Raw genomic sequence first — 18,951 nt, 5'->3', positions numbered from 1 at the left:
CTATTTTTCTGCGGGCTTGCGTATTGGCGGCGCCAATGGCGATATAGATAGCCGATAAAAACTTCAGGGAGTCGTTACATGTTACTCGCCACGTTGATCCGCCGTGCCAGTCTGCCGAGCCCGAATGTCTCGATGCCGCAGGCGCTGCAACTGCTCGAGGAGCACTACGGACTCTCTGGAACCCTGAAGGCGCTGGGCAGCCAGCAGGACCTCAATTACAGGGTCGACAGTGACCAGGGCCGATTTGTACTGAAAGTCTGCCATGGTGACTACGCCAGCCAGGAACTGCAGGCCCAGCACGCAGGCTTGGCCCACCTCGCCGGCCGCGATGGCCTGCGGGTACCGCGGGTGATTGCCGCGAAAAATGGTCAGGACCTGCTGTCCCTCGAACTGGCCGGCCAGCCGCTGCACGTGCGGTTACTGGAATACATCGAGGGTCAGTCGCTGACCCATCTCAAACATCTCGGCCGCGAACTGGTGGTCGGCCTGGGCCGCCTCTGTGGGGAGATGGACCGGGCCCTGGCGGACTTCCAGCATCCTGGCCTGGAGCGCACCCTGCAGTGGGACCCCCGACATGCCGATGTGTTGATCGAACACCTGCTGCCAGTGATCCGCGATGCGCAACAGCAAGCGCTGATCCGCGAGGCGGCGGCCCAGGCCGCTCAACGCCTGCAACCGCTGGTGGACAAGCTGCCGGTCCAGGCCATCCATCTGGATATCACCGATGACAACGTGGTCTGGCGTCGCGATGCGCAGCGGCACTGGCAGTTGCAGGGGGTGATCGATTTCGGCGACCTGAGCCGCACCTGGCGGATCGCCGACCTGTCGGTGACCTGCGCAGCCTTGCTGCATCACGCTGAAGCGGATCCCTTCGCGATTCTGCCGGCGATCCAGGCCTATCACGCGGTCAACCCGCTGCAACGCGAAGAGTTGCTCGCGTTGTGGCCGCTGATCGTTGCCCGGGCGGCAGTGCTGGTGCTCAGTGGTGAGCAGCAGGTCAGTATCGACCCGGACAATCACTACAGCCGTGACAACCTGGCCCATGAGTGGGAAATCTTCGCGGTGGCGACCTCGCTGCCGTTCGAGTTGATGGAGGCGGCGATCCTCACCGCGCTCGACCTGCCGGTGGACCCGATCGCCAGCGAGGGTTTTGCGCCGCTGTTGCCGGGGCTGGTCGGGCGTGAGTTCGCACTGATCGACCTGGGGGTGCTCAGCCCGCACTTCGAGGCCGGTAACTGGGAGCAGGAGGGTATCGACCAGCGTCTGTTGGTAGAAGCCGCGACGGTGCATGGCTTGGCGGCCAGCCGTTACGGGCAATACCGGCTGTCGCGCACACGCCCCGACAGCGCCGTGGAGCCCGATACCTGCCCGCTGCATGTCGAGCTGCAAGTTCCGGTCGGTACGACCGTGGACGCGCCGTTCGCCGGCACCCTGCATGCTCTGGCCGACGGTGCCTTGCAGTTGGTGGGCGAGCCGCTGTGTTTACGACTGTGGGGTGTCGAGGCTTCCCTCAAGCCAGGTGCGGCAATGGTCAAGGGGCAGGTGCTGGGCGAAGTGAAAGGTGCGTTGCGGGTCCAGTTGTGCCGGCAGGCCGAGCTGGATGCGCCACTGTTCTGCACGCCCTCGCGGGCTGCCGCCTGGCAGGCGCTCTGCCCGTCGCCGGCGGCGCTGCTGGGACTTGCGTGCGACGCCGAGCCGGAGCTGGATGCCAGCGAGTTGCTGGCCCGTCGCGATGCCAGCTTTGCCCGCACGCAGAAGCACTACTACGTCGATCCGCCGCGTATCGAGCGTGGCTGGCGCAACCACTTGATCGACATGCAGGGCCGCTCCTATCTGGACATGCTCAACAACGTCGCGGTGCTCGGCCATGGCCATCCACGCATGGCCGCCGAAGCCGCGCGGCAATGGTCGCTGCTCAATACCAATTCGCGTTTCCACTACTCCGCCGTGACCGAGTTTTCCGAACGCTTGCTGGCCCTGGCGCCGGACTCCATGGACCGGGTGTTCCTGGTCAACAGCGGTACCGAGGCCAACGACCTGGCGATCCGCCTGGCCTGGGCCTATAGCGGCGGGCGCGACATGCTCAGCGTACTGGAGGCCTATCATGGCTGGTCAGTGGCGGCCGACGCGGTATCCACTTCCATCGCCGACAATCCCAAGGCTCTGGAAAGCCGCCCGGACTGGGTCCATCCGGTGGTTGCGCCCAATACCTATCGCGGGGCGTTCCGTGGCGCCGACAGTGCGCCGGACTATGTGCGCAGCGTCGATCAGCAACTGACCAAACTGGCCGAGCAGAACCGTCAGTTGGCGGGGTTCATCTGTGAGCCGGTGTATGGCAACGCCGGTGGCATCGCGCTGCCGCCGGGCTATCTGCAACAGGTCTATGCGCGGGTGCGGGCCCAGGGTGGTGTGTGTATCGCCGATGAGGTGCAGGTGGGCTACGGGCGCATGGGCAAATTCTTCTGGGGTTTCGAGGAGCAAGGGGTGGTGCCGGACATCATCACCATGGCCAAGGGCATGGGCAATGGTCAGCCGTTGGGTGCGGTCATCACCCGTCGGGAGATCGCCGAGGCGCTGGAGGCCGAGGGCTATTTCTTCTCCTCGTCGGGCGGCAGCCCGGTCAGTTGCCGGATTGGCATGGCGGTACTGGATGTGATGGCCGAGGAGAAGCTCTGGGAGAATGCCCAGATCGTCGGCGGCTATTTCAAGGAGCGCCTGGAGGCGCTGATCGACCGGTATCCACTGGTCGGAGCGGTGCATGGCTCCGGCTTCTACCTCGGGGCGGAACTGATCCGTGATCGCGAGACCCTGGAGCCTGCGACCGAGGAAACGGCCCTGTTGTGTGATCGGTTACGTGAACTGGGAATCTTCATGCAGCCAACTGGCGACCATCTCAACATCCTCAAGATCAAGCCGCCGATGTGTACCTCGCGTCGCAGTGTGGATTTCTTCGTCGACATGCTGTCGAAGGTCCTGGAAGAGGGACTTTGAGCTATAAAGCCGATTGTTATCGGCAAATTTTGCTTTTAAAAAGAGCTTAAATGAATCGCTGGCTTTAAAAGCCGATTTTTATCGGCTATAAGGTCGGCATTACGTGCATTGAACACCTTCGACGGTTCCCTGGAGTCCTGACCCCCATGAGCATCCTGCACAGCACCCCTCGCGCCGACGGCTTCCACATGCCTGCCGAATGGGCTCCCCAGACTCAGGTCTGGATGATCTGGCCCGAGCGTCCGGACAACTGGCGCCTGGGCGGCAAGCCGGCACAGGCCGCTCATGCTGCGGTAGCCAAGGCCATCGCCCGGTTCGAGCCGGTGACGGTCGCGGTTTCCGCCGGCCAGTATGAGAATGCGCGGGCGCGCCTGGATGTGCCGAATATCCGCGTGGTGGAAATGTCCAGCGACGACGCCTGGGTGCGTGATAGCGGGCCGACCTTCGTCATCAATGACCGGGGTGAAGTCCGTGGCGTGCATTGGGGTTTCAACGCCTGGGGCGGTTTCGACGGCGGCCTGTACTTCCCATGGAACCGTGACGAACAGGTCGGTGGCAAGATCCTCGAGATCGAGCGCTGCCAGGAATACCGCACTGAAGGTTTCGTACTGGAGGGTGGCTCGATCCATGTCGATGGCGAGGGCACGGTGATCACCACCGAGGAATGCCTGCTCAATCGCAACCGTAACCCGCACTTGACCCGCGAGGAGATCGAGAAGGTCCTTGGCGAGCAGCTGGCGGTGGAAAAGGTGATCTGGCTGCCGGACGGCCTGTTCAACGACGAAACTGATGGCCATGTGGATAACTTCTGCTGCTATGTGCGGCCGGGCGAAGTGCTGCTGGCCTGGACTGACGATCAGCAGGATCCGAACTATCCGCGTTGTCAGGCGGCCATGAAAGTTCTGGAAAACGCCCGTGATGCCAAGGGCCGCGCCTTCGTGGTGCACAAGATGCCGATTCCGGGTCCGCTGTACGCCACCGAGGAAGAATGCGCGGGCGTCGACGCCGTCGCCGGCAGCCAGGAGCGCAATCCGTCGGTGCGTCTGGCGGGTTCCTATGTGAACTTCCTGATCGTCAACGGCGGGATCATTGCACCGAGCTTTGACGACCCCCAGGACGCCGTCGCTCGGGAGATCCTGCAGAAGCTGTTTCCGCAGCATGAAGTGGTGATGGTACCCGGGCGGGAGTTGTTACTGGGTGGCGGAAATATTCACTGCCTTACCCAACAGCAACCGGCGCCGCACCAGGGTTGAGTGGGGCTGTAACATCATGGGTCACTACTACAAATAGTGGCATTTTTGCATCATTGTGAAATTTTCTTCATCTAACCCGCGCCCTTTAAGGAACGCGGGTTTTTTTATGGGCGCTGGCTGAGAGAACTGGCACTTTGGCATAGCTCTTGTATCTGCCTTGAGTACAGGCGAAGGGGTCTTCGGACTACGACGTTTTGTCATAAATTTTGAGTAGGTTAGCCGCTCATGAATCAGGAGAGCGCCGAGATGAACGTAGCCAGCGAGCGAGTTTCGCATCCCCTGTCGGTGACGAGCGAGTCGCTTCACATTCTGGCTCAGTGGTTGAAAAGCAATGGAACGCGTGCAACTCGTGCCCAGGATCCTCGTCGGATGATTATTGAGCGCTACCCTGCGGGCCTGTTCAGCGAGGCTGAACTGGAGGCCTTGCTCGGGGTTTTGCAGGGCTGAATGGATTTGAATGAAAACGCCGCTGCCCGGAGTGATCCGGCCAGCGGCGTTTTTCATTGGGTGGTGAAACGGATGCCTCAGAAACTGTAGGTGCCTGTGACCACCAGGCTGCGCGGAGCCCCCGGCTGGATCTGGAAGGCACTGGTGGCCGAGGCGTAGTAGGTGCGGTCGCTGATGTTGTTCAAGGCGGCGCGCAGGTCCCAGTCACGGGTGCGGAACCCGGCCAGCGCATCCCAGGTGCCATAGCCCGGCAGAACCACGGTGTTGGCATTGTCGGCGTAACGGTCGCCGACCAGGGTCAGGCCGGTTTCGGCGTACCAGCCCATTTCCGGTTTCCAGGTCAGGAACAGGCTGGCGTTGCGCTTGGCGACGTTGCTGACGCGCTTGCCCTCGAAGCCGTTGTTGTCCTTGACGATGGTGGCGTCCTGGAGACCGAGGCCACCGCGCAGGTACCAGTTGCCGACGATCCGCCCGGTACCGGTCAGCTCGACACCACGTGAACGCTGCAAGCCGCTGAGCAGGGTGATCCCGGGGTTCTGCGGATCGCTGGTGCGGCGGTTGTAGAGTTCCAGTTCATACACCGCCAGGGTGGTGCTCAGGTTTTCACCGAGCCAGTCACTTTTCACCCCGACTTCCTTCTGACGAGTCTGCTCCGGGCTCAGGTCATTGCCGTTACCGGCAGCGTTCGGGGTGATGCCGATCACGCCGCCGCCCACTGGCGAGAAGCTCTTGCTCCAGGAGGCGTAGAAGGAGTGATCCTGCAATGGCGTCCAGACCACACCGAGGCGCGGGCTGGTGCTGTGGCTGTCGCGGCTGTCCTTGATGTGGGTCAGGTTGTTGGTGGTCTCGACCTCGAAGCGGTCGTGGCGCAGGCCGGCGAGCAGTTGCCATTGGTCGTTCAGGCGCAACTGGTCCTGGACGTAGATCGCGCGGCTTTCGACTTCGGTGTGGTTGTCGCTGGACGGCACCATGGCACCGGTGTGGCTGAGGTTGCGGTTCGGGTTGAACAGATCGAGTGCCGGTACCGCCTGGCCGCCCCGGTTGGCGGCGAGCGAGGTGTAGAGCTTCGGATCGCGGCGCTGGCTGCCCAGCTCCAGGCCGGTCAGCAGACGGTGTTCGAGGCCGAAGGTGTCGACGCTGCCTTCGGCTTCCAGGTTGCTGTAGAGATTGCGGGTGTTGAGGTCCTGCTGCCAGCGTTGGCGCGTGACCTTGCCGGTGGCGGGGGTGTAGCCGGCGAGGTAGGTGTTGTCGAAGTCGCTGTTGAGCTTGAACACGCCGAGGGTATGGCGCAATTGCCAGTTGTCGTCCAGGGCGTAGGTGAGTTTGGAGCGTAGCGACTGCGCCTTGTCGTCGATGTAGTCGCGTGGGTCGCCGTAGCTGGTATCGCGGCCGACATCGGCTGGGCGACCATTGATCCCCGGTATGCCGCGGTCCGGCGTGCGGTTGTAGCGGCTGTACTCGTATTGCACCAGCCAGTTCAGTTCCGGAGTCAATTGCCAGCTCATCGACGGCGCGAACAACTGGCGATTGCCGCTGACGCCGTCGCGGAAGCTGTTGCTGTCCTGATTGCCCATGTTCAGCCGCAGGCTGAGGTCCTGCGTGGGGTCGACGCTGAGGTCGGTGTAGAGGCTGCGCAGGTCGTCGCTACCACCCTGCACCTCGACGGTGGAGCGGCGGCCGAACTGCGGCAGTTTGCTGACCCGGTTGACGATTCCGCCCTGGCTACCGCGACCGTACAGCACCGCCGCCGGCCCCTTGAGCACCTCGATGCGCTCGATGTTGTGCAGATCGCGAATGTACTGGCTGTCATCGCGGATGCCGTCCAGATAGAAATCGTTGCTGGCGTCGAAACCGCGGATGCGCAAGCTGTCGAAACGGGTGTCGGCGCCGCTGCTGACGTTGGGAATGCCGCTCAGTGCCTTGCCCAGGTCATGGGTGCCGTAGTCGAGCACATTCGCGGCCTTCAGCGAGTCGATGGCCTGGGGAACATAACGCACGGGCGTGTCGGTGCGGGTTGCGGTGCTGACGTCCTTGACGCGCGGGTCGTCCGGGTCGGCATCGGCATTGATCGACAATTCCGGCAGGGTGGTCGTGGCTTGGGTGAATCCGGCGGACAGCAGAACGCAAAGCCCGAAAGTAGCGGGCGCCAGGCGATAAGGGGCAGGCATGACGGGGATGTATCCGTGAGGGGGTATGAGGGTTGGGAAAAACGCGCGAATGTTATCGAGTATTATTAATGATTGATAATAGTTACCAACAACGCGCTTCACTGGTATGTATCAAAATATGTCATTGCTGTTACAGGCGTCGTGATATGACCGATTTACACAACAAACCCGCCGTCATATCGGCATTTTTCGAACAGTTTTCCCGCGCTAACCTGTGGACATAGCCTGTTGACGACTTTTCTGGAGACCGCCATGACCGCTCCCGCCACCCTTCATTACATCTACGATCCCCTGTGCGGCTGGTGCTATGGCGCCAAGCCACTGGTGCAGGCCGCCAGCCAGGTATTGCCGGTGAGCCTGCACGGGGGCGGCATGATGGCTGGGAACAACCGGCAGTTCGTCAGCCCGAACCTGCGGGACTACGTCATGCCCCATGACCGGCGTATTGCCGAGTACACCGGCCAGCCGTTCGGCCAGGCGTATTTCGAGGGGTTGTTGCGCGACAGCACGGCGGTATTCGATTCCGCACCGCCGACGAGCGCTGTGCTGGCGGCCGAAGAACTGGCCGGACGCGGGCTGGAGTTGCTCGGCAGGTTGCAGACCGCGCATTACCTTGAGGGGCGACGCATCGCCGATGCCGACGTGTTGCTGGCCTTGGCAACCGAGCTGGGTTTCGAGCCGCAGGCCTTCGAAGCGGCTTTCGCGCGCCACACTGGCGCGGTGGCGGACGAGCACTTCAAGCGCAGCCGGGCATTGTTGTCCCGTGTCGGTGGGCAGGGGTTTCCGACCCTGGTGCTGGAGCGCGAGGGGCGCTTCAGCCTGATCGACATCGGTCCCTATCTGGGCAAGCCCGATGCGTTCGCGCAGTGGCTGCGTGAGTCGACCGTGCCCGCAGCAGGAGCACCTTCGGGCCCGGCTTGTGGACTTGCGGGTTGCGCCGACTGAGTCGCTGAGGGGGGAGTGCAAACGATCGTGACGTTGGCTGATATGTCCTTTTGCGAGGTTGACCAAAAAATCTTGTCTAATTGCCGATGATTCACGAAATTGACACTTTAGTCGTGTCGCGGATAGGATTCGCGCCACGCCTGTGGCTAAAAGCCATATACCCAAAATAATAAGAGGCCCGCTGCATTCACCTGCAGGCGGGCCTTCTTTTTTCTGCGTGAAAGTACCAACACACACAGGTTCAGCTCGGGGGCTGTAGGGCGTTTCATCCAGCAATAAGGAAAACAACATGTTGAACAAACGGATCGGTCTGCTTGCACTGGGGATTCTCAGCGCCACCCAGGTCATGGCAAGTGATCAATCGGACGCCAAGGGTTTCGTCGAAGACAGCCACTTGAACGTGCTGCTGCGTAACGCCTACATCAACCGTGATTTCAAAGACGGCAACCACGACAAGATCGAGTGGGGCCAGTCGGTTATCGGTACCTTCAAGTCCGGCTTCACCCAAGGCACCGTCGGTGTCGGCGTTGACGCTTTCGGCCTGTACGCCCTGCGCCTGGACGGCGGCAAAGGCACGACCGGTGCACAAGGCATCGACTTCTTCGCCAAGGACAACAATGGCTCGCCTGAGCGTGACATTGCCAAGGGCGGTGCCGCAGTGAAGTTCCGTCTGTCCAACACCGTGCTGACCTACGGCGACCAGATGCCAGCCCTGCCGGTGCTGAGCTATGACAACGGCCGCCTGCTGCCGGAAAGCTACACCGGCACCCTGATCACCTCGAAGGAGATCAAGGGCCTGGAGCTGAATGCCGGTCATTTCAATGAAGAGTCGCGCAAGAGCGACGAAGGTCGTGACAGCGGTGGCCTGAAAAGCATCAACGTGCTGGGCGGCAGCTATCAGTTCACCGACAACTTCAAGGCCGCTCTGTACGCTTCCGACGTCGAAGACGTGCTGAAGAAGCAATACGTGAACCTGAACTACGTGTTCCCGGTTGCCCAGGATCAGTCCCTGACCCTGGACTTCAACGGCTACCGTACCCAGCTGGACAATGACTACGCGGCCAAAAACAACGCTGGCGGCGACGACAACAAGATCTGGAGCCTGGCGGCCACCTACGCCCTGGGTGCCCACTCCTTCACCATCGCACACCAGCGCAGCACCGGCGACAGCCTGCTGGGCTACCCGTACGGCGGCTACCAGCGTGGCCAGGGACGCGTGGGTGATGGCGGCAACTCCATCTACCTGGCCAACTCCTACTGGTCGGACTTCAACGCCTCGGATGAGCGTTCCTGGCAGTTGGGCTACGGCCTGGACTTCAGCACCTTCGGCGTGCCTGGCCTGAGCTACAACGTGGCTTACGTCCGTGGTGACAACATCACCACCTCCACCAGCACCGGTGGTACCGAGCGCGAGATCTTCAACCAGGTCAAATACGTGGTCCAGAGCGGCCCGGCCAAAGACCTGAGCGTGAAAGTGCGCAGCTCGATCCTGCGCGTATCGCAGAAGTCCAGCGAGTACAACGTGGGCGGCAACGAAGTGCGTGTGTTCGTCGACTACCCGATCAACGTGTTCTGATCGTGGCGACAACGCTGTAGCAACCTGATAGCAGGTTGAACAAACGCCCCGACTGGTTCGGGGCGTTTTTGTTTGTGTCGGTTGCGGGTAATCTGTGGGCCTTGTGAGCCGATGCCTTTCCTGAGACCGAGAACCGGGCGCCATGACCGTCAGAACCTTTATCGCCCGTCGCCGTTGGCTGTCCCTGGGATTGTTGGCGCTGTTCCTCGCCGTTGGCCTGCCCTATGGCTGTTCGCGGTTGGCCTACAAGGAGCGCGAGCTGTTGTTCAATATCCAGCCGGGTACCGCTGGCTGGTTCAACGGCCTGCCGAGTGGTGTGCGGGAAATGCAGATTCCGCTCAGCGATGGTCTGGCGGGCCGCGATTACCTGCATGCCTGGTGGTGGCCGTCGAGCCGCGCCGATGCGCCGACCATTCTCTACCTGCACGGTACCCGCTGGAACCTGACGGCCCAGGTCGGACGGATCACCCAATTGCGCGAGCTGGGCTTCTCGGTGCTGGCCATCGACTATCGCGGTTTTGGCGACAGCCCCGGCGGCTTGCCGTCCGAACGCAGCGTCTACCAGGACGCCGGCAATGCCTGGAAACGCCTGGTGCAACTGCAGCCGGATGCGCGCAAACGCTATATCTACGGTCACTCGCTGGGTGGTGCGGTAGCGGTCGATCTGGCCGAGCGCCTGGCGGGGGACAAACAATCTGCCAAGGCGGCCGGGCTGATCATCGAGTCGACCTTTACCGACCTGGGCGACGCGGCGCGGGCGGCGATTCCGACTTCCTTGCCGGTGCGCTGGATTCTCTCGGAAAAGTTCGACTCCATCGACAAGATCAACCAGATCGGCATCCCCGTGCTGATCGTCCACGGTACCGACGATCCCTACGTACCATCGCGCTTCAGCAAGGCGTTGTACGAAGCCGCCGCGCAGCCCAAGCACCTGCTGCTGATCAAGGGCGGCAACCACATCAACAGCATGACTCTCGGCAGCCGCGAATACGCCAAGGCATTGCGCCAGGCCTTTGCGGGTTTTCCCGCGCCGATTGCCACTGGCTTTGCCGGCCAAAACACTGTCAACGCCCAATAAACATTGCGCTATGCCGATAACGAGCTAGCTTTATGCCAGCACGGATTGCTGCTATCGAAAACGGACCTTGCACGTCTGCGTTTCCTCATCACTCCTGTGCCAACCCCTGACCTTCCCGGTTGATTTGCAGGAGCAGTAGCCATGACAGGATTGCACAACGACAAGGTGCGCTGCGCGCTGGGCCTGATCGCCCTCGCAGTGGCGAGCCAGGCGCTGGCGGTGGAGCCTTCCCGGCTGTTCAACAACCCGCCGGCGCTGCAATTGGAAGCGCCCAAGCCGAAGACGGGCACCTTGCTGCTCAAGAGTTCCCCGGCTGTCGAAACAACCCTGGGTCACGCCGGCCGCGAGCGGCGCCTGGACCTGGTGATCAAGTACACCGATAACCATATCTTCAACCCGGCGACCGGCGAGAATGTCCCGGTGTCGCTGCGCAGCTACACCGGCCCGGATGTCGACCCGGCGGCGCCGTTCATTGCGCCGACCATCGACGTCACGCCTGGCGACACGGTGCGCATCACCCTCGACAACCAGTTGAAGCCGGACCCGAGCTGTACCCAGCCGCCGGCGAACCCCGACCAGCCGCACTGCTTCAACGGCACCAACCTGCATTCCCATGGGCTGTGGGTGAGCCCGTCGGGCAACAGCGACAACGTGCTGCTGTCGATCAATCCCGGGGTCAAGTTCCAGTACGAATACAACATTCCTGCCGACCACCCGGCGGGTACCTTCTGGTACCACCCACACCGCCACGGCTCCACCGCACTCCAGGTCGCCAGCGGCATGGCCGGTGCGCTGATCATCCATGGCGATCGCCTGCCCGGCAAAGACGTCAACGGTGATATCGACACCTTGCTCAAGGACGCCCAGGGCAAGGCGTTTCCCGAGCGGCTGCTGGTGTTCCAGCAGATTCCCTATGCGTGCAAGGGGGCGGATGGCAATTTCCGTTACAAGGAGAAGAAGGACAAGGACGGCAACGTCGTCAAGGACAAGAAAGGTAACGTCGTGATGCTCATCGACTGGACCTGCAACAAGGGCGAAGTCGGGGTTGTCGAGTCGTTCGATCAGATGGGGTTCGGTACTTGGGGCCCCTCCGGGCGCTACACCAGCGTCAACGGCCTGGTGCAGCCGATCTTCGATGGTGCCAAGCCGGGGCAGGTCGAGCGTTGGCGGTTGGTCCATGCGGGCATCCGCGACACCATCAAGCTGCAGTTCCGACGCATGGAAGACAGTGCCAAGGCCACCAGCAACCTGGGAGTCGCTGCCGATAAGGCCGAGCAGTTCATCAATCAGCAATGCACCGGAAAACCGGTCGAGTACCACGTCATCGCCTCCGATGGTCTGACCATGAAGCAGGCACAGACGCACAACCTGGTGACCCTGCAGCCGGGCTATCGCAACGACCTGCTGCTGACCTTCCCCGAGTCTGGACGCTATTGCGTGATCGACGAGGCGGCGAGCAAGGCGGGTAACGTCGACCAGGCTCCGAGCGGTCGGCAAGTGCTGGGTTTTGTCGACGTTGGCCCAGGCGAGAAGGTCCCGGACATCACCGCGCATCTGACCAAGGTGCTGGTCGCGGCGGCCGAACGGCAGATGCTGCCTGAGGTGCGTGACACGGTGGTCGCCGACCTGAAGAAGGGCCTGCACCTGGACAAGTTCATCCCCCATGCGGACATCGCCGACAGTGAGCTCAAGGGGGACGGCCAGACGTTGGTGTTCCTGATCGATACCTCCGATCCGGACAACACCAGGTTTGCCGTGGGCAACACCCTGGGGGACGCCGAGCCGTTCAAGCCGGGTGTGGTCAACCGTCATCTCCAGTTAGGCACCGCGGAGCAGTGGAAGCTGCAATCGGCCTTGGCCAGCCATCCGTTCCATATCCACGTGAACCCATTCCAGATCGACCGGATCATTGGCCCAGATGGCACTGACCTGAGTTTGCCCGGAGCCGTGGATCAAACCGACAAGGACGACAATGAATACGCGGGCCTGAAAGGTGTGTGGAAAGACACGCTGTTCGTGAAAAGCCGCTCCAGCCCCGATGTGTTCCCCAAGGGAGAAGGGGTCTATACGTTGTACGTGCGCACCCGCTACGAGCGCTACATCGGCGAGTTCGTGCTGCACTGCCACATCCTCGATCACGAGGACCAGGGCATGATGCAGAGCGTGAAGATCGAACTGCCGGATGGTAACGGCGGTGTGGTGCAGGGCGCGCATCACTGAGGTCGCGCTGACAGAGGTTCGCCGGATAGCGGGCCTCTGTCAGTGCAAACCATACGAGTAAATCCCCAGGTCATTGCTGTTGTACCAATTGCCCTTGGCCCAGAACACCCGGTCCTGTGCCGGCTGAAAACCGAGGATGCCCAGGTAACCGTCAACCGCCAGTTGTTGCCAGGAACGTCCCCAGTCCGTTGAGTAGAACACGCCGTCTGCGGAAATGGTCGCTTTCGACCACCAGTACAGCCAGCGTGGCGGATAATGTTTGCTGGAGGTATTGATCAGCAGGCTGTTCTGGCCCATCCAGAAATGCTCCTCGCGCAATTGAGTATCAGAGCCCAACTGGCCGAACACACTGGGCAGTTCGCCGACGACGTGCCAGCTCAGCTTGGCGCTGTCCAGTTCGCCAACCCTGTCCTGCCCCTGGTCGCCCTGGTCGATCAGGCCCATGATGCGTCCGCTGCCGTTATCCAACAGGGCATCGATGAACAGTCCGTCATCACGTTGCACGGACTCCACCTGCCACCGGCCTGCGTCCCGCTTGAGCTGCGCGCGGGTTGTCACGCTGGCCGCCAGGTTGTGACCGTCAACGCTCGGATCACTTCCCCAGAAACGTTGCGACACCCAGATAAATGCGTGCTGTGCGTCCAGTTGCGTGACGTGGGTGCGGACCTCCCCATTGTCGCTGGAGTCTGAATGCCATTGGGTGATGTCCGGTCGTTTGCCCTGGGCATATGCCAGCGATACCAGCAGCGACTCGGAAGCGAATATTTCGCTGTTGGTCGCGCCGCCATCGGCCGAATAGAACACCCCGGTAGAGATCGCTTCGGGGGGAGCTTCGTCTTCACTGGAACTGGCGCTCGGAGAGCTCCAGGCCCAGACATCATTCTCGCCATGGAAGTACGGCTTCAGGTTCCAGGCGACATGATCGGCCTCGGAGAAAAAGCCCTTGGGCAGCCAGCTCCAGTGCTTGCCCCGGTCGTCCGTGCGAAACACCGCGCGCTGCGTTCCGGCAAACAGCACCTGCGGTTTGTCATCGACGGCTGGCGTGTCGGTCTCGGGGCGATCAAGGCCGCTCAACAGGAAGACCCGGTTGCCATCCGGGCTGGCGACCAGGCAGGCGGGATCGCTGATATGGGCCACCAATTCGAATTGGCCCTGGGCGTTCAGCCGCGAGATGAAGGTGGTTTCCTTCTGGCGCGGAGAGAGGAAGCTTGAGAAGGTGCCGGACTCTTCCGGGTCTTGGTCCTTGTTCTCTTGCGGTTTGCCGTAAAGCACCGCATCCAGATCCACCACGTTGGCGGAAGGTTGCAGGTCTTTGGCGTCTGTCTCCACGCGACCCACCAGCCAGGTGCCTTGCGGAGTCACGACGACGCCGGTGCAGAACTGGGTCATCGCGCGTTGGCGGATATCCTTCACCGCGCCCAGTGTCTGCCGATCCGGGCTGCCGCCGCCCAATTCGAGTTTGGCGCTGAGAAGGATCCACACGTACCACAGCGCGGCGGCAGCGATCAGCGCGACGAACAATTTGATGAACAGCTTCAGGCGAGACATGGGGGATCCGTATCCATGGGAAAGGCTGGATAGCTTTTCTCATCTTCGCGAGCGGGAGTAAATTGCTGGCACGGGTGAACAGTCAGATATGTGAAGTGGATCCTGTGGGAAAGCGGTTCTCGGTGGAGGTGAAAGACCTCGAGTCGGTGGATTGACCGTTTTCCAGCGACATTGCGGCTTCATGTCGCTCCGGCAGGTGATTCTGTAAATGAGACCGCCGGCTGCTTTGGGCGCTCATTCTTACAGGTCGGCGTTGGAGCGCCGGCTTAGTCCTGTCTGACCAGCTCGACCCTGCGGTTTTTCGCTTTACCTGCCTCGGTGGCGTTGTCGGCCACCGGTTCAGCATCGCCAAAGCCGGCAGCAGATAGCCTTGCCGCATCGACGCCCTTGGCGGTGAGGGTATCGGCGACGGCCTTGGCGCGACCGTAAGAGAGTGTCTTGTTGTGGGCGGGATCACCGGTGTTATCGGTGTAGCCATTAATGGCCAGTCTCAACGATGTATTTTGCTTGAGTAGCATCACCACTTGCTCGATCTGTGGCTGCGAATCAGGAAGTATGCGGGTCTGGTCAGTAGCAAAATTGACATGCAATGCCACCTTGCCGGTTTTATCCAGCTGTGTTTTCAGCTCACTGGCCGGTAACAGGCTGGCCGTTATTTGGAGCGGTTTGGTTTCGGCAATCAGTAGGCCGCCGCCAAAAGGGTAAGTGCACAGATGAATCCAGATTTCGCGGTCTGCGCGATGGATAACAAACACTTGCGCGGCGTTGTTCCATATGTCGCCCAAGCCACTGTTGTATTTGAGCGCGAAGTCCCGAGGCCATTCTTTGATTTTCTGGCCTGCATCTTCCGGAATCTTGCCGTCGAAGATTTTATTGCCACCCAAGGAGGACACCACTGCTTCAAGGTTGCGCTGTAATTCCAGGTCGGAGAATGCCTTGCCCTGCACGGCGTCGATATGTGTCGACCAGACCTTGCCTTCCACTACCTCAAGATGATCGCCGGTCCAGAAAGGGACCTGATCGAAGTCGGAGACATCGGGCGTCGTTGCGATGACATAGCCGTCTGGAAGCGCGATGTAGGGGAAGGCTCCCAACGGCACATCTGACACGGGCAGGCGGGATGCCTCGAATATCGGGTTCTCTGCTGCCTGTACGGGTTGCAGGACTTGAATGCCCAGACTCAGAGTGATGGCTAGCGCCAAGGTCGCCGTTGCTGTTTTTTTCAATAAAGTCATTGTTCTTCCGCAATGTCTCTTGCAGCCAGGATGTCAGTGCCGAACCGATAAATAACACTGCCGTGATCAGCATCTTATAAAACCGGCGCTCTCAAGATAACGCAATAGCACAGCTGCCCTATTGCCTAGCGCTTTAGCGTTGGACCACAGTTGCTGCGCTGTTAATCCTCCCTCTGCGTTCAGCGCGACGTTATTAATCCTCCCTCATCAAACTTGAACAAGGATGTGTTTTTTGAAACGTATAACCACTGGAAAAATGGTCTTGAGCTCTTTGACTCTCGCGGGTTCTACCTGGGCCGCTGCGGCGCTGGGCGCTACGGTCTCCTCTGCGGCGTGCATCAATGAAGCGGATTTCCAGGCCGGCACCGTGGTGGAGTATGAGAGTCGTGACAACGTGTCGCCGGTAACCAGTCGCAATAAAACTGAAACGCTTGGCCGTGAAGACTTTGCAGGGACCAGTCCGGTGGCGTCGTTGCACACGACGTTCATGAACAATTCGCCGATGTATCTCACGACTACCTTTGCGCAAATCAAGGACGGTCAGTTGATTCGCTATGGTGATCGGCACGGCGCTGGCGCTTCACTGACCACGACCCTCTACAATCCTCCTCCCGCCACGCCTCTGGATTTGCAACCGGGGCAGACAGTCACCGTGAGTTACAAGAGCCAGGTCGTCAGCAGCGGCGTCAAGCTTGAGTTCGAGGTAACAGAAAAGCTGACCTACAACGGCCGCGAAACGATCAAGACGCCACTCGGGACCTTCGAGACCTGTCGCTTCACCAATGAAATTTCCACGGGGCCTGCATCCGCTAAGGAACCGAAACAGAAGGTCATGGTGCAGAACTGGTTTGCGGCCGAGGGGCCCTACCGGGGGCAGTCAATCAAGTCAGTCAGTCCTTCCGGCAGGGATGGGCAGGATCGAGTGGTTGAGGTGGTCAAGATGCGCTATGAGACTCGGACCAACTAGGCATCTTTGTCGTCAGGCGGGGAGAAGGAGGATAGCCCTGTTCTCCCGAGTAACAGATGCACTAACGCCGGGTGTGGCAGCGTTGTATTGAGCAGATACTGGTTAATGCTCCGGTGCATTTAAGTTCGTAGTACAGATGTACTAGTTCAGGTGTTCTATATCATAACTTGCATGACTCGGACATGATCTGCGCTTGTTTTCATTGATCTGAACGGGTTGTGCTTCCTGATATGAGTTGCCGAATTATCGTGGCAGACGAGCACCCGCTTTATCGAGAGGGAATGATAGGGCTGCTGGAATATTTAATACCTGAAGCACAGATAAAGCAGGCGGGAAATTTTGAAGAAGTCGGAATTATCCTAGAGTGCTGGCAGCCTGTCACCCTGTTGTTTATAGAAGTACGATTGCCGGGACTATGCTCCCTGGAATCGCTTGCGCAACTGTGTAGGGAAAGAGGCTCTACTGCAATCATTGTTGTCTCGGCCATCGATGATGGCATGGTGATTGCGCGTGTGATGGATGCTGGCGTCAACGGATTTATTGGCAAGAATATTCCAGCCGAGGAGGTACGTGACGCTATCAACGATATTCTTGATGGCCAAGTAGTAATCAAGTACGAGCCTGCCGAATCACCTGCATTCGAAGGTGATGACGCGGTGAGTAAACTGACATCGAGGCAGAGGGAGGTCTGGCGCCTGATAGCGCAAGGTAAAACCAACAAGGAAATTGCCGCTGAACTGGAAATATCTCCCTATACGGTGCGGGTTCATGTCTCTTCGCTGATACGTGTGTTGAACGTACCGAATAGAGCGGTCGCCGCTGCGCGCTTCGCAGGGCGTTACACCTTCTAGGTCAGTGAATGATCTATGAGTTCACACTGCGCTCGATGGACTTTACCTGTTCAAACAATACGGTACGCAGTTCCGGCGCCCGCACGGGTTTTGCCAGCACCGAGATATTGAGTGTGTGCAGTGATTGGCGGATACGCTCGATTTCGTGTCCGGTGATGACCAAGGCCGGGACTTCCAGGCCACGGCGCTCGCGTATTGCCGCGATACACTCAGACCCCGAGACCTTGGTACCCAGGTCGAAGTCGGCAATGATGATGTCGCAATCACTGGACAGGTCATCCCCATCACCGTGAGTCTCAACGACGCAGCCCCATTTCTCCAGCAGGGCCTTGGTGGCCATCAACACATTGGCGTCGTCTTCTATCAGGCATATCCTCAAGCCGTTCAGGCGCTCCTGGCTGCTTTTCATCTGCGGAGGCATGACCTTGGGGGCTGCGTGTTTCAAGCCGGTGATTGCCGCCTGGGTGCCGCGGTTGGGAGTGGAGCGGATATGCACATCGACATTGATCAACTGACTGATGCGCTTGACGATGGACAGGCCAAGCCCCAGACCCTCAACATCTTTGTCCCGAGCGTGTCGCACCCGGTAGAACTCCTTGAACACCTGCGGCAAGTGCTCGGCGGCGATGCCACGCCCCTTGTCGTAGATAACAATGGCCAAGTCCATGCCTCTGGGACGCACTCCGATCAGTACCGGCTGGCCGGGCGCGTATTTGAGTGTATTGGACACCAGGTTCTGCACCATGGTGGTCAATAGCCCGGCATTGACGTCAACCCAATGCCGACAAGGGCGCAGGCGCAGTTCAACCCCGGCCCATCGCGCCGCTTCGGTGTTCTGTTTGACGACATCCCGCAGCAGCGCGCCCAGATTCACCGGTTCCGATTGCGGTTCCAGCTTTCCGTTGTCGAGGGTGTAGATATCCAGAATCGAACGAAACAGCTGGGAGACGGTATGCAGCGAGCGATCGATGTTGTCCACCAGCCGCAGTTCTTCACTGCCCAGGTTCGCGTCGCGCAGGCACGCGGTGAACAGACCGATGGAGTGAATCGGCTGGCGCAGGTCATGGCTGGCCTGGGCCAGAAAGCGTGACTTTTCCTGGTTGGCGGCGATCGTTTCTTCCGACGCGATGCGCGTACGTTTGAGCAGGATATGCGCGTAGGCCGGTACCACGATGGTGGTCACGATCAGCATGAGGAACATATAGGGCTGCGCGCGCCAAAACGGATTGAGCAGGAAGATGACGACAAGGGTGGACAACGCGATCACGGTTGCCAGGGCCAGATAGTGTGAGCCGAAGCGCATGCCATTTCCCAGCGTGACCCAGAGCAGCGCTGCGTAAATGGGCAATGCCCCTTCGCCTCCCATTACCATGGCGAAAGCGATACCGGTGTAGTCATGAAGCATGGAAAACAGGCGCCGCCAAAAGAAGTGCCCCGGCCAGCGCTTGATTGCCATGCGCAGGAATATCGACGCAATGATGAACGTCGATATATACGCAATGATCTGCATGTAGGTCGCGGTATCGCCAGGGCGTAAGGCGGTGAGTACGAGGATATACAGCAACGCACAGGTGCTGACGGTCAGGCGCAGGCTTGCCTGGTTGAGTTCGCTGTTCTTTTCCACACTATCAACCTCATGGAACGTGGGGGCGGCATCGCTGGATGCCGCCCC

The 18,951-nt window shown here is 60.2% G+C and carries 13 protein-coding genes; 9 read left to right on the top strand and 4 right to left on the bottom strand.

Features of this window, described 5'->3' with window-relative positions; genetic code table 11:
- Positions 1 to 78 precede the first annotated feature (78 nt).
- The 3 genes from BLU37_RS05825 to BLU37_RS05815 all read left to right on the top strand — a co-directional run bounded on the left by BLU37_RS05825 (position 79) and on the right by BLU37_RS05815 (position 4,691).
- Positions 79 to 2,991 (top strand): aminotransferase, encoded by a 2,913-nt coding sequence (locus BLU37_RS05825; protein ID WP_090203080.1) that lies wholly within the window; start codon positions 79 to 81, stop codon positions 2,989 to 2,991.
- 146 nt (positions 2,992 to 3,137) lie between these two features.
- A complete protein-coding gene (aguA, locus tag BLU37_RS05820) occupies positions 3,138 to 4,244 on the top strand; it encodes an agmatine deiminase (protein WP_010453393.1) in 1,107 nt (368 codons plus the stop codon).
- A 246-nt stretch (positions 4,245 to 4,490) separates the two neighbouring features.
- Entirely contained in the window at positions 4,491 to 4,691 is a 201-nt protein-coding gene (locus BLU37_RS05815; protein ID WP_019361089.1) for a hypothetical protein, read from the top strand.
- A gap of 77 nt (positions 4,692 to 4,768) precedes the next feature.
- On the opposite strand, the gene BLU37_RS05810 is transcribed toward BLU37_RS05815, so the two are convergent.
- A complete protein-coding gene (locus tag BLU37_RS05810; protein ID WP_090203077.1) occupies positions 4,769 to 6,859 on the bottom strand; it encodes a TonB-dependent receptor in 2,091 nt (696 codons plus the stop codon).
- Positions 6,860 to 7,111: 252 nt separating this feature from the next.
- On the opposite strand from BLU37_RS05810, the gene BLU37_RS05805 reads away from it, so the two are divergent.
- The 4 genes from BLU37_RS05805 (at position 7,112) to BLU37_RS05790 (ending at position 12,678) form a co-directional block, all read left to right on the top strand.
- Positions 7,112 to 7,804, top strand: a complete 693-nt coding sequence (locus BLU37_RS05805) for a DsbA family protein (RefSeq protein ID WP_090203074.1) — start codon at positions 7,112 to 7,114, stop codon at positions 7,802 to 7,804.
- 289 nt (positions 7,805 to 8,093) lie between these two features.
- Positions 8,094 to 9,380, top strand: a complete 1,287-nt coding sequence (locus BLU37_RS05800) for an OprD family porin (RefSeq protein ID WP_090203071.1) — start codon at positions 8,094 to 8,096, stop codon at positions 9,378 to 9,380.
- Positions 9,381 to 9,522: 142 nt separating this feature from the next.
- Entirely contained in the window at positions 9,523 to 10,458 is a 936-nt protein-coding gene (locus tag BLU37_RS05795) for an alpha/beta hydrolase (RefSeq protein ID WP_090203067.1), read from the top strand.
- Positions 10,459 to 10,599: 141 nt separating this feature from the next.
- On the top strand, positions 10,600 to 12,678 hold the full coding sequence (locus BLU37_RS05790) for a multicopper oxidase family protein (RefSeq protein WP_090203064.1): 2,079 nt from the start codon (positions 10,600 to 10,602) through the stop codon (positions 12,676 to 12,678).
- 39 nt (positions 12,679 to 12,717) lie between these two features.
- Here BLU37_RS05790 and BLU37_RS05785 read toward each other — a convergent pair whose 3' ends face one another.
- A complete protein-coding gene (locus BLU37_RS05785) occupies positions 12,718 to 14,226 on the bottom strand; it encodes a hypothetical protein (protein ID WP_090203061.1) in 1,509 nt (502 codons plus the stop codon).
- Positions 14,227 to 14,492: 266 nt separating this feature from the next.
- On the bottom strand, positions 14,493 to 15,461 hold the full coding sequence (locus tag BLU37_RS05780) for an OmpA family protein (protein WP_090203058.1): 969 nt from the start codon (positions 15,459 to 15,461) through the stop codon (positions 14,493 to 14,495).
- 256 nt (positions 15,462 to 15,717) lie between these two features.
- Between BLU37_RS05780 and BLU37_RS05775 the strand changes: the two genes are divergently transcribed.
- Positions 15,718 to 16,428: a DUF3108 domain-containing protein gene (locus tag BLU37_RS05775; protein WP_090203055.1), complete on the top strand. Its 711-nt coding sequence runs from the start codon at positions 15,718 to 15,720 to the stop codon at positions 16,426 to 16,428.
- A gap of 230 nt (positions 16,429 to 16,658) precedes the next feature.
- A complete protein-coding gene (locus tag BLU37_RS05770) occupies positions 16,659 to 17,279 on the top strand; it encodes a LuxR C-terminal-related transcriptional regulator (protein ID WP_090203051.1) in 621 nt (206 codons plus the stop codon).
- A gap of 13 nt (positions 17,280 to 17,292) precedes the next feature.
- On the opposite strand, the gene BLU37_RS05765 is transcribed toward BLU37_RS05770, so the two are convergent.
- Positions 17,293 to 18,903, bottom strand: coding sequence for an ATP-binding response regulator (locus BLU37_RS05765; protein ID WP_090203048.1), 1,611 nt, complete (start codon positions 18,901 to 18,903; stop codon positions 17,293 to 17,295).
- Positions 18,904 to 18,951: the final 48 nt, after the last annotated feature.

It is taken from the genome of Pseudomonas asplenii, assembly GCF_900105475.1.
GTDB lineage: Bacteria > Pseudomonadota > Gammaproteobacteria > Pseudomonadales > Pseudomonadaceae > Aquipseudomonas > Aquipseudomonas asplenii.
This window is presented reverse-complemented; position numbering and strand designations above follow the sequence as displayed.

Bases quoted from the DNA above. Each gene is read 5' to 3' on its own strand.
- BLU37_RS05800 (WP_090203071.1), top strand. From the start codon at position 8,094: ATGTTGAACAAACGGATCGGTCTGCTTGCACTGGGGATTCTCAGCGCC.
- BLU37_RS05810 (WP_090203077.1), bottom strand. From the start codon at position 6,859: ATGCCTGCCCCTTATCGCCTGGCGCCCGCTACTTTCGGGCTTTGCGTT.
- BLU37_RS05795 (WP_090203067.1), top strand. From the start codon at position 9,523: ATGACCGTCAGAACCTTTATCGCCCGTCGCCGTTGGCTGTCCCTGGGA.
- BLU37_RS05780 (WP_090203058.1), bottom strand. From the start codon at position 15,461: ATGACTTTATTGAAAAAAACAGCAACGGCGACCTTGGCGCTAGCCATC.
- BLU37_RS05785 (WP_090203061.1), bottom strand. From the start codon at position 14,226: ATGTCTCGCCTGAAGCTGTTCATCAAATTGTTCGTCGCGCTGATCGCT.
- aguA (WP_010453393.1), top strand. From the start codon at position 3,138: ATGAGCATCCTGCACAGCACCCCTCGCGCCGACGGCTTCCACATGCCT.
- BLU37_RS05775 (WP_090203055.1), top strand. From the start codon at position 15,718: ATGGTCTTGAGCTCTTTGACTCTCGCGGGTTCTACCTGGGCCGCTGCG.
- BLU37_RS05815 (WP_019361089.1), top strand. From the start codon at position 4,491: ATGAACGTAGCCAGCGAGCGAGTTTCGCATCCCCTGTCGGTGACGAGC.
- BLU37_RS05790 (WP_090203064.1), top strand. From the start codon at position 10,600: ATGACAGGATTGCACAACGACAAGGTGCGCTGCGCGCTGGGCCTGATC.
- BLU37_RS05770 (WP_090203051.1), top strand. From the start codon at position 16,659: ATGAGTTGCCGAATTATCGTGGCAGACGAGCACCCGCTTTATCGAGAG.
- BLU37_RS05805 (WP_090203074.1), top strand. From the start codon at position 7,112: ATGACCGCTCCCGCCACCCTTCATTACATCTACGATCCCCTGTGCGGC.
- BLU37_RS05825 (WP_090203080.1), top strand. From the start codon at position 79: ATGTTACTCGCCACGTTGATCCGCCGTGCCAGTCTGCCGAGCCCGAAT.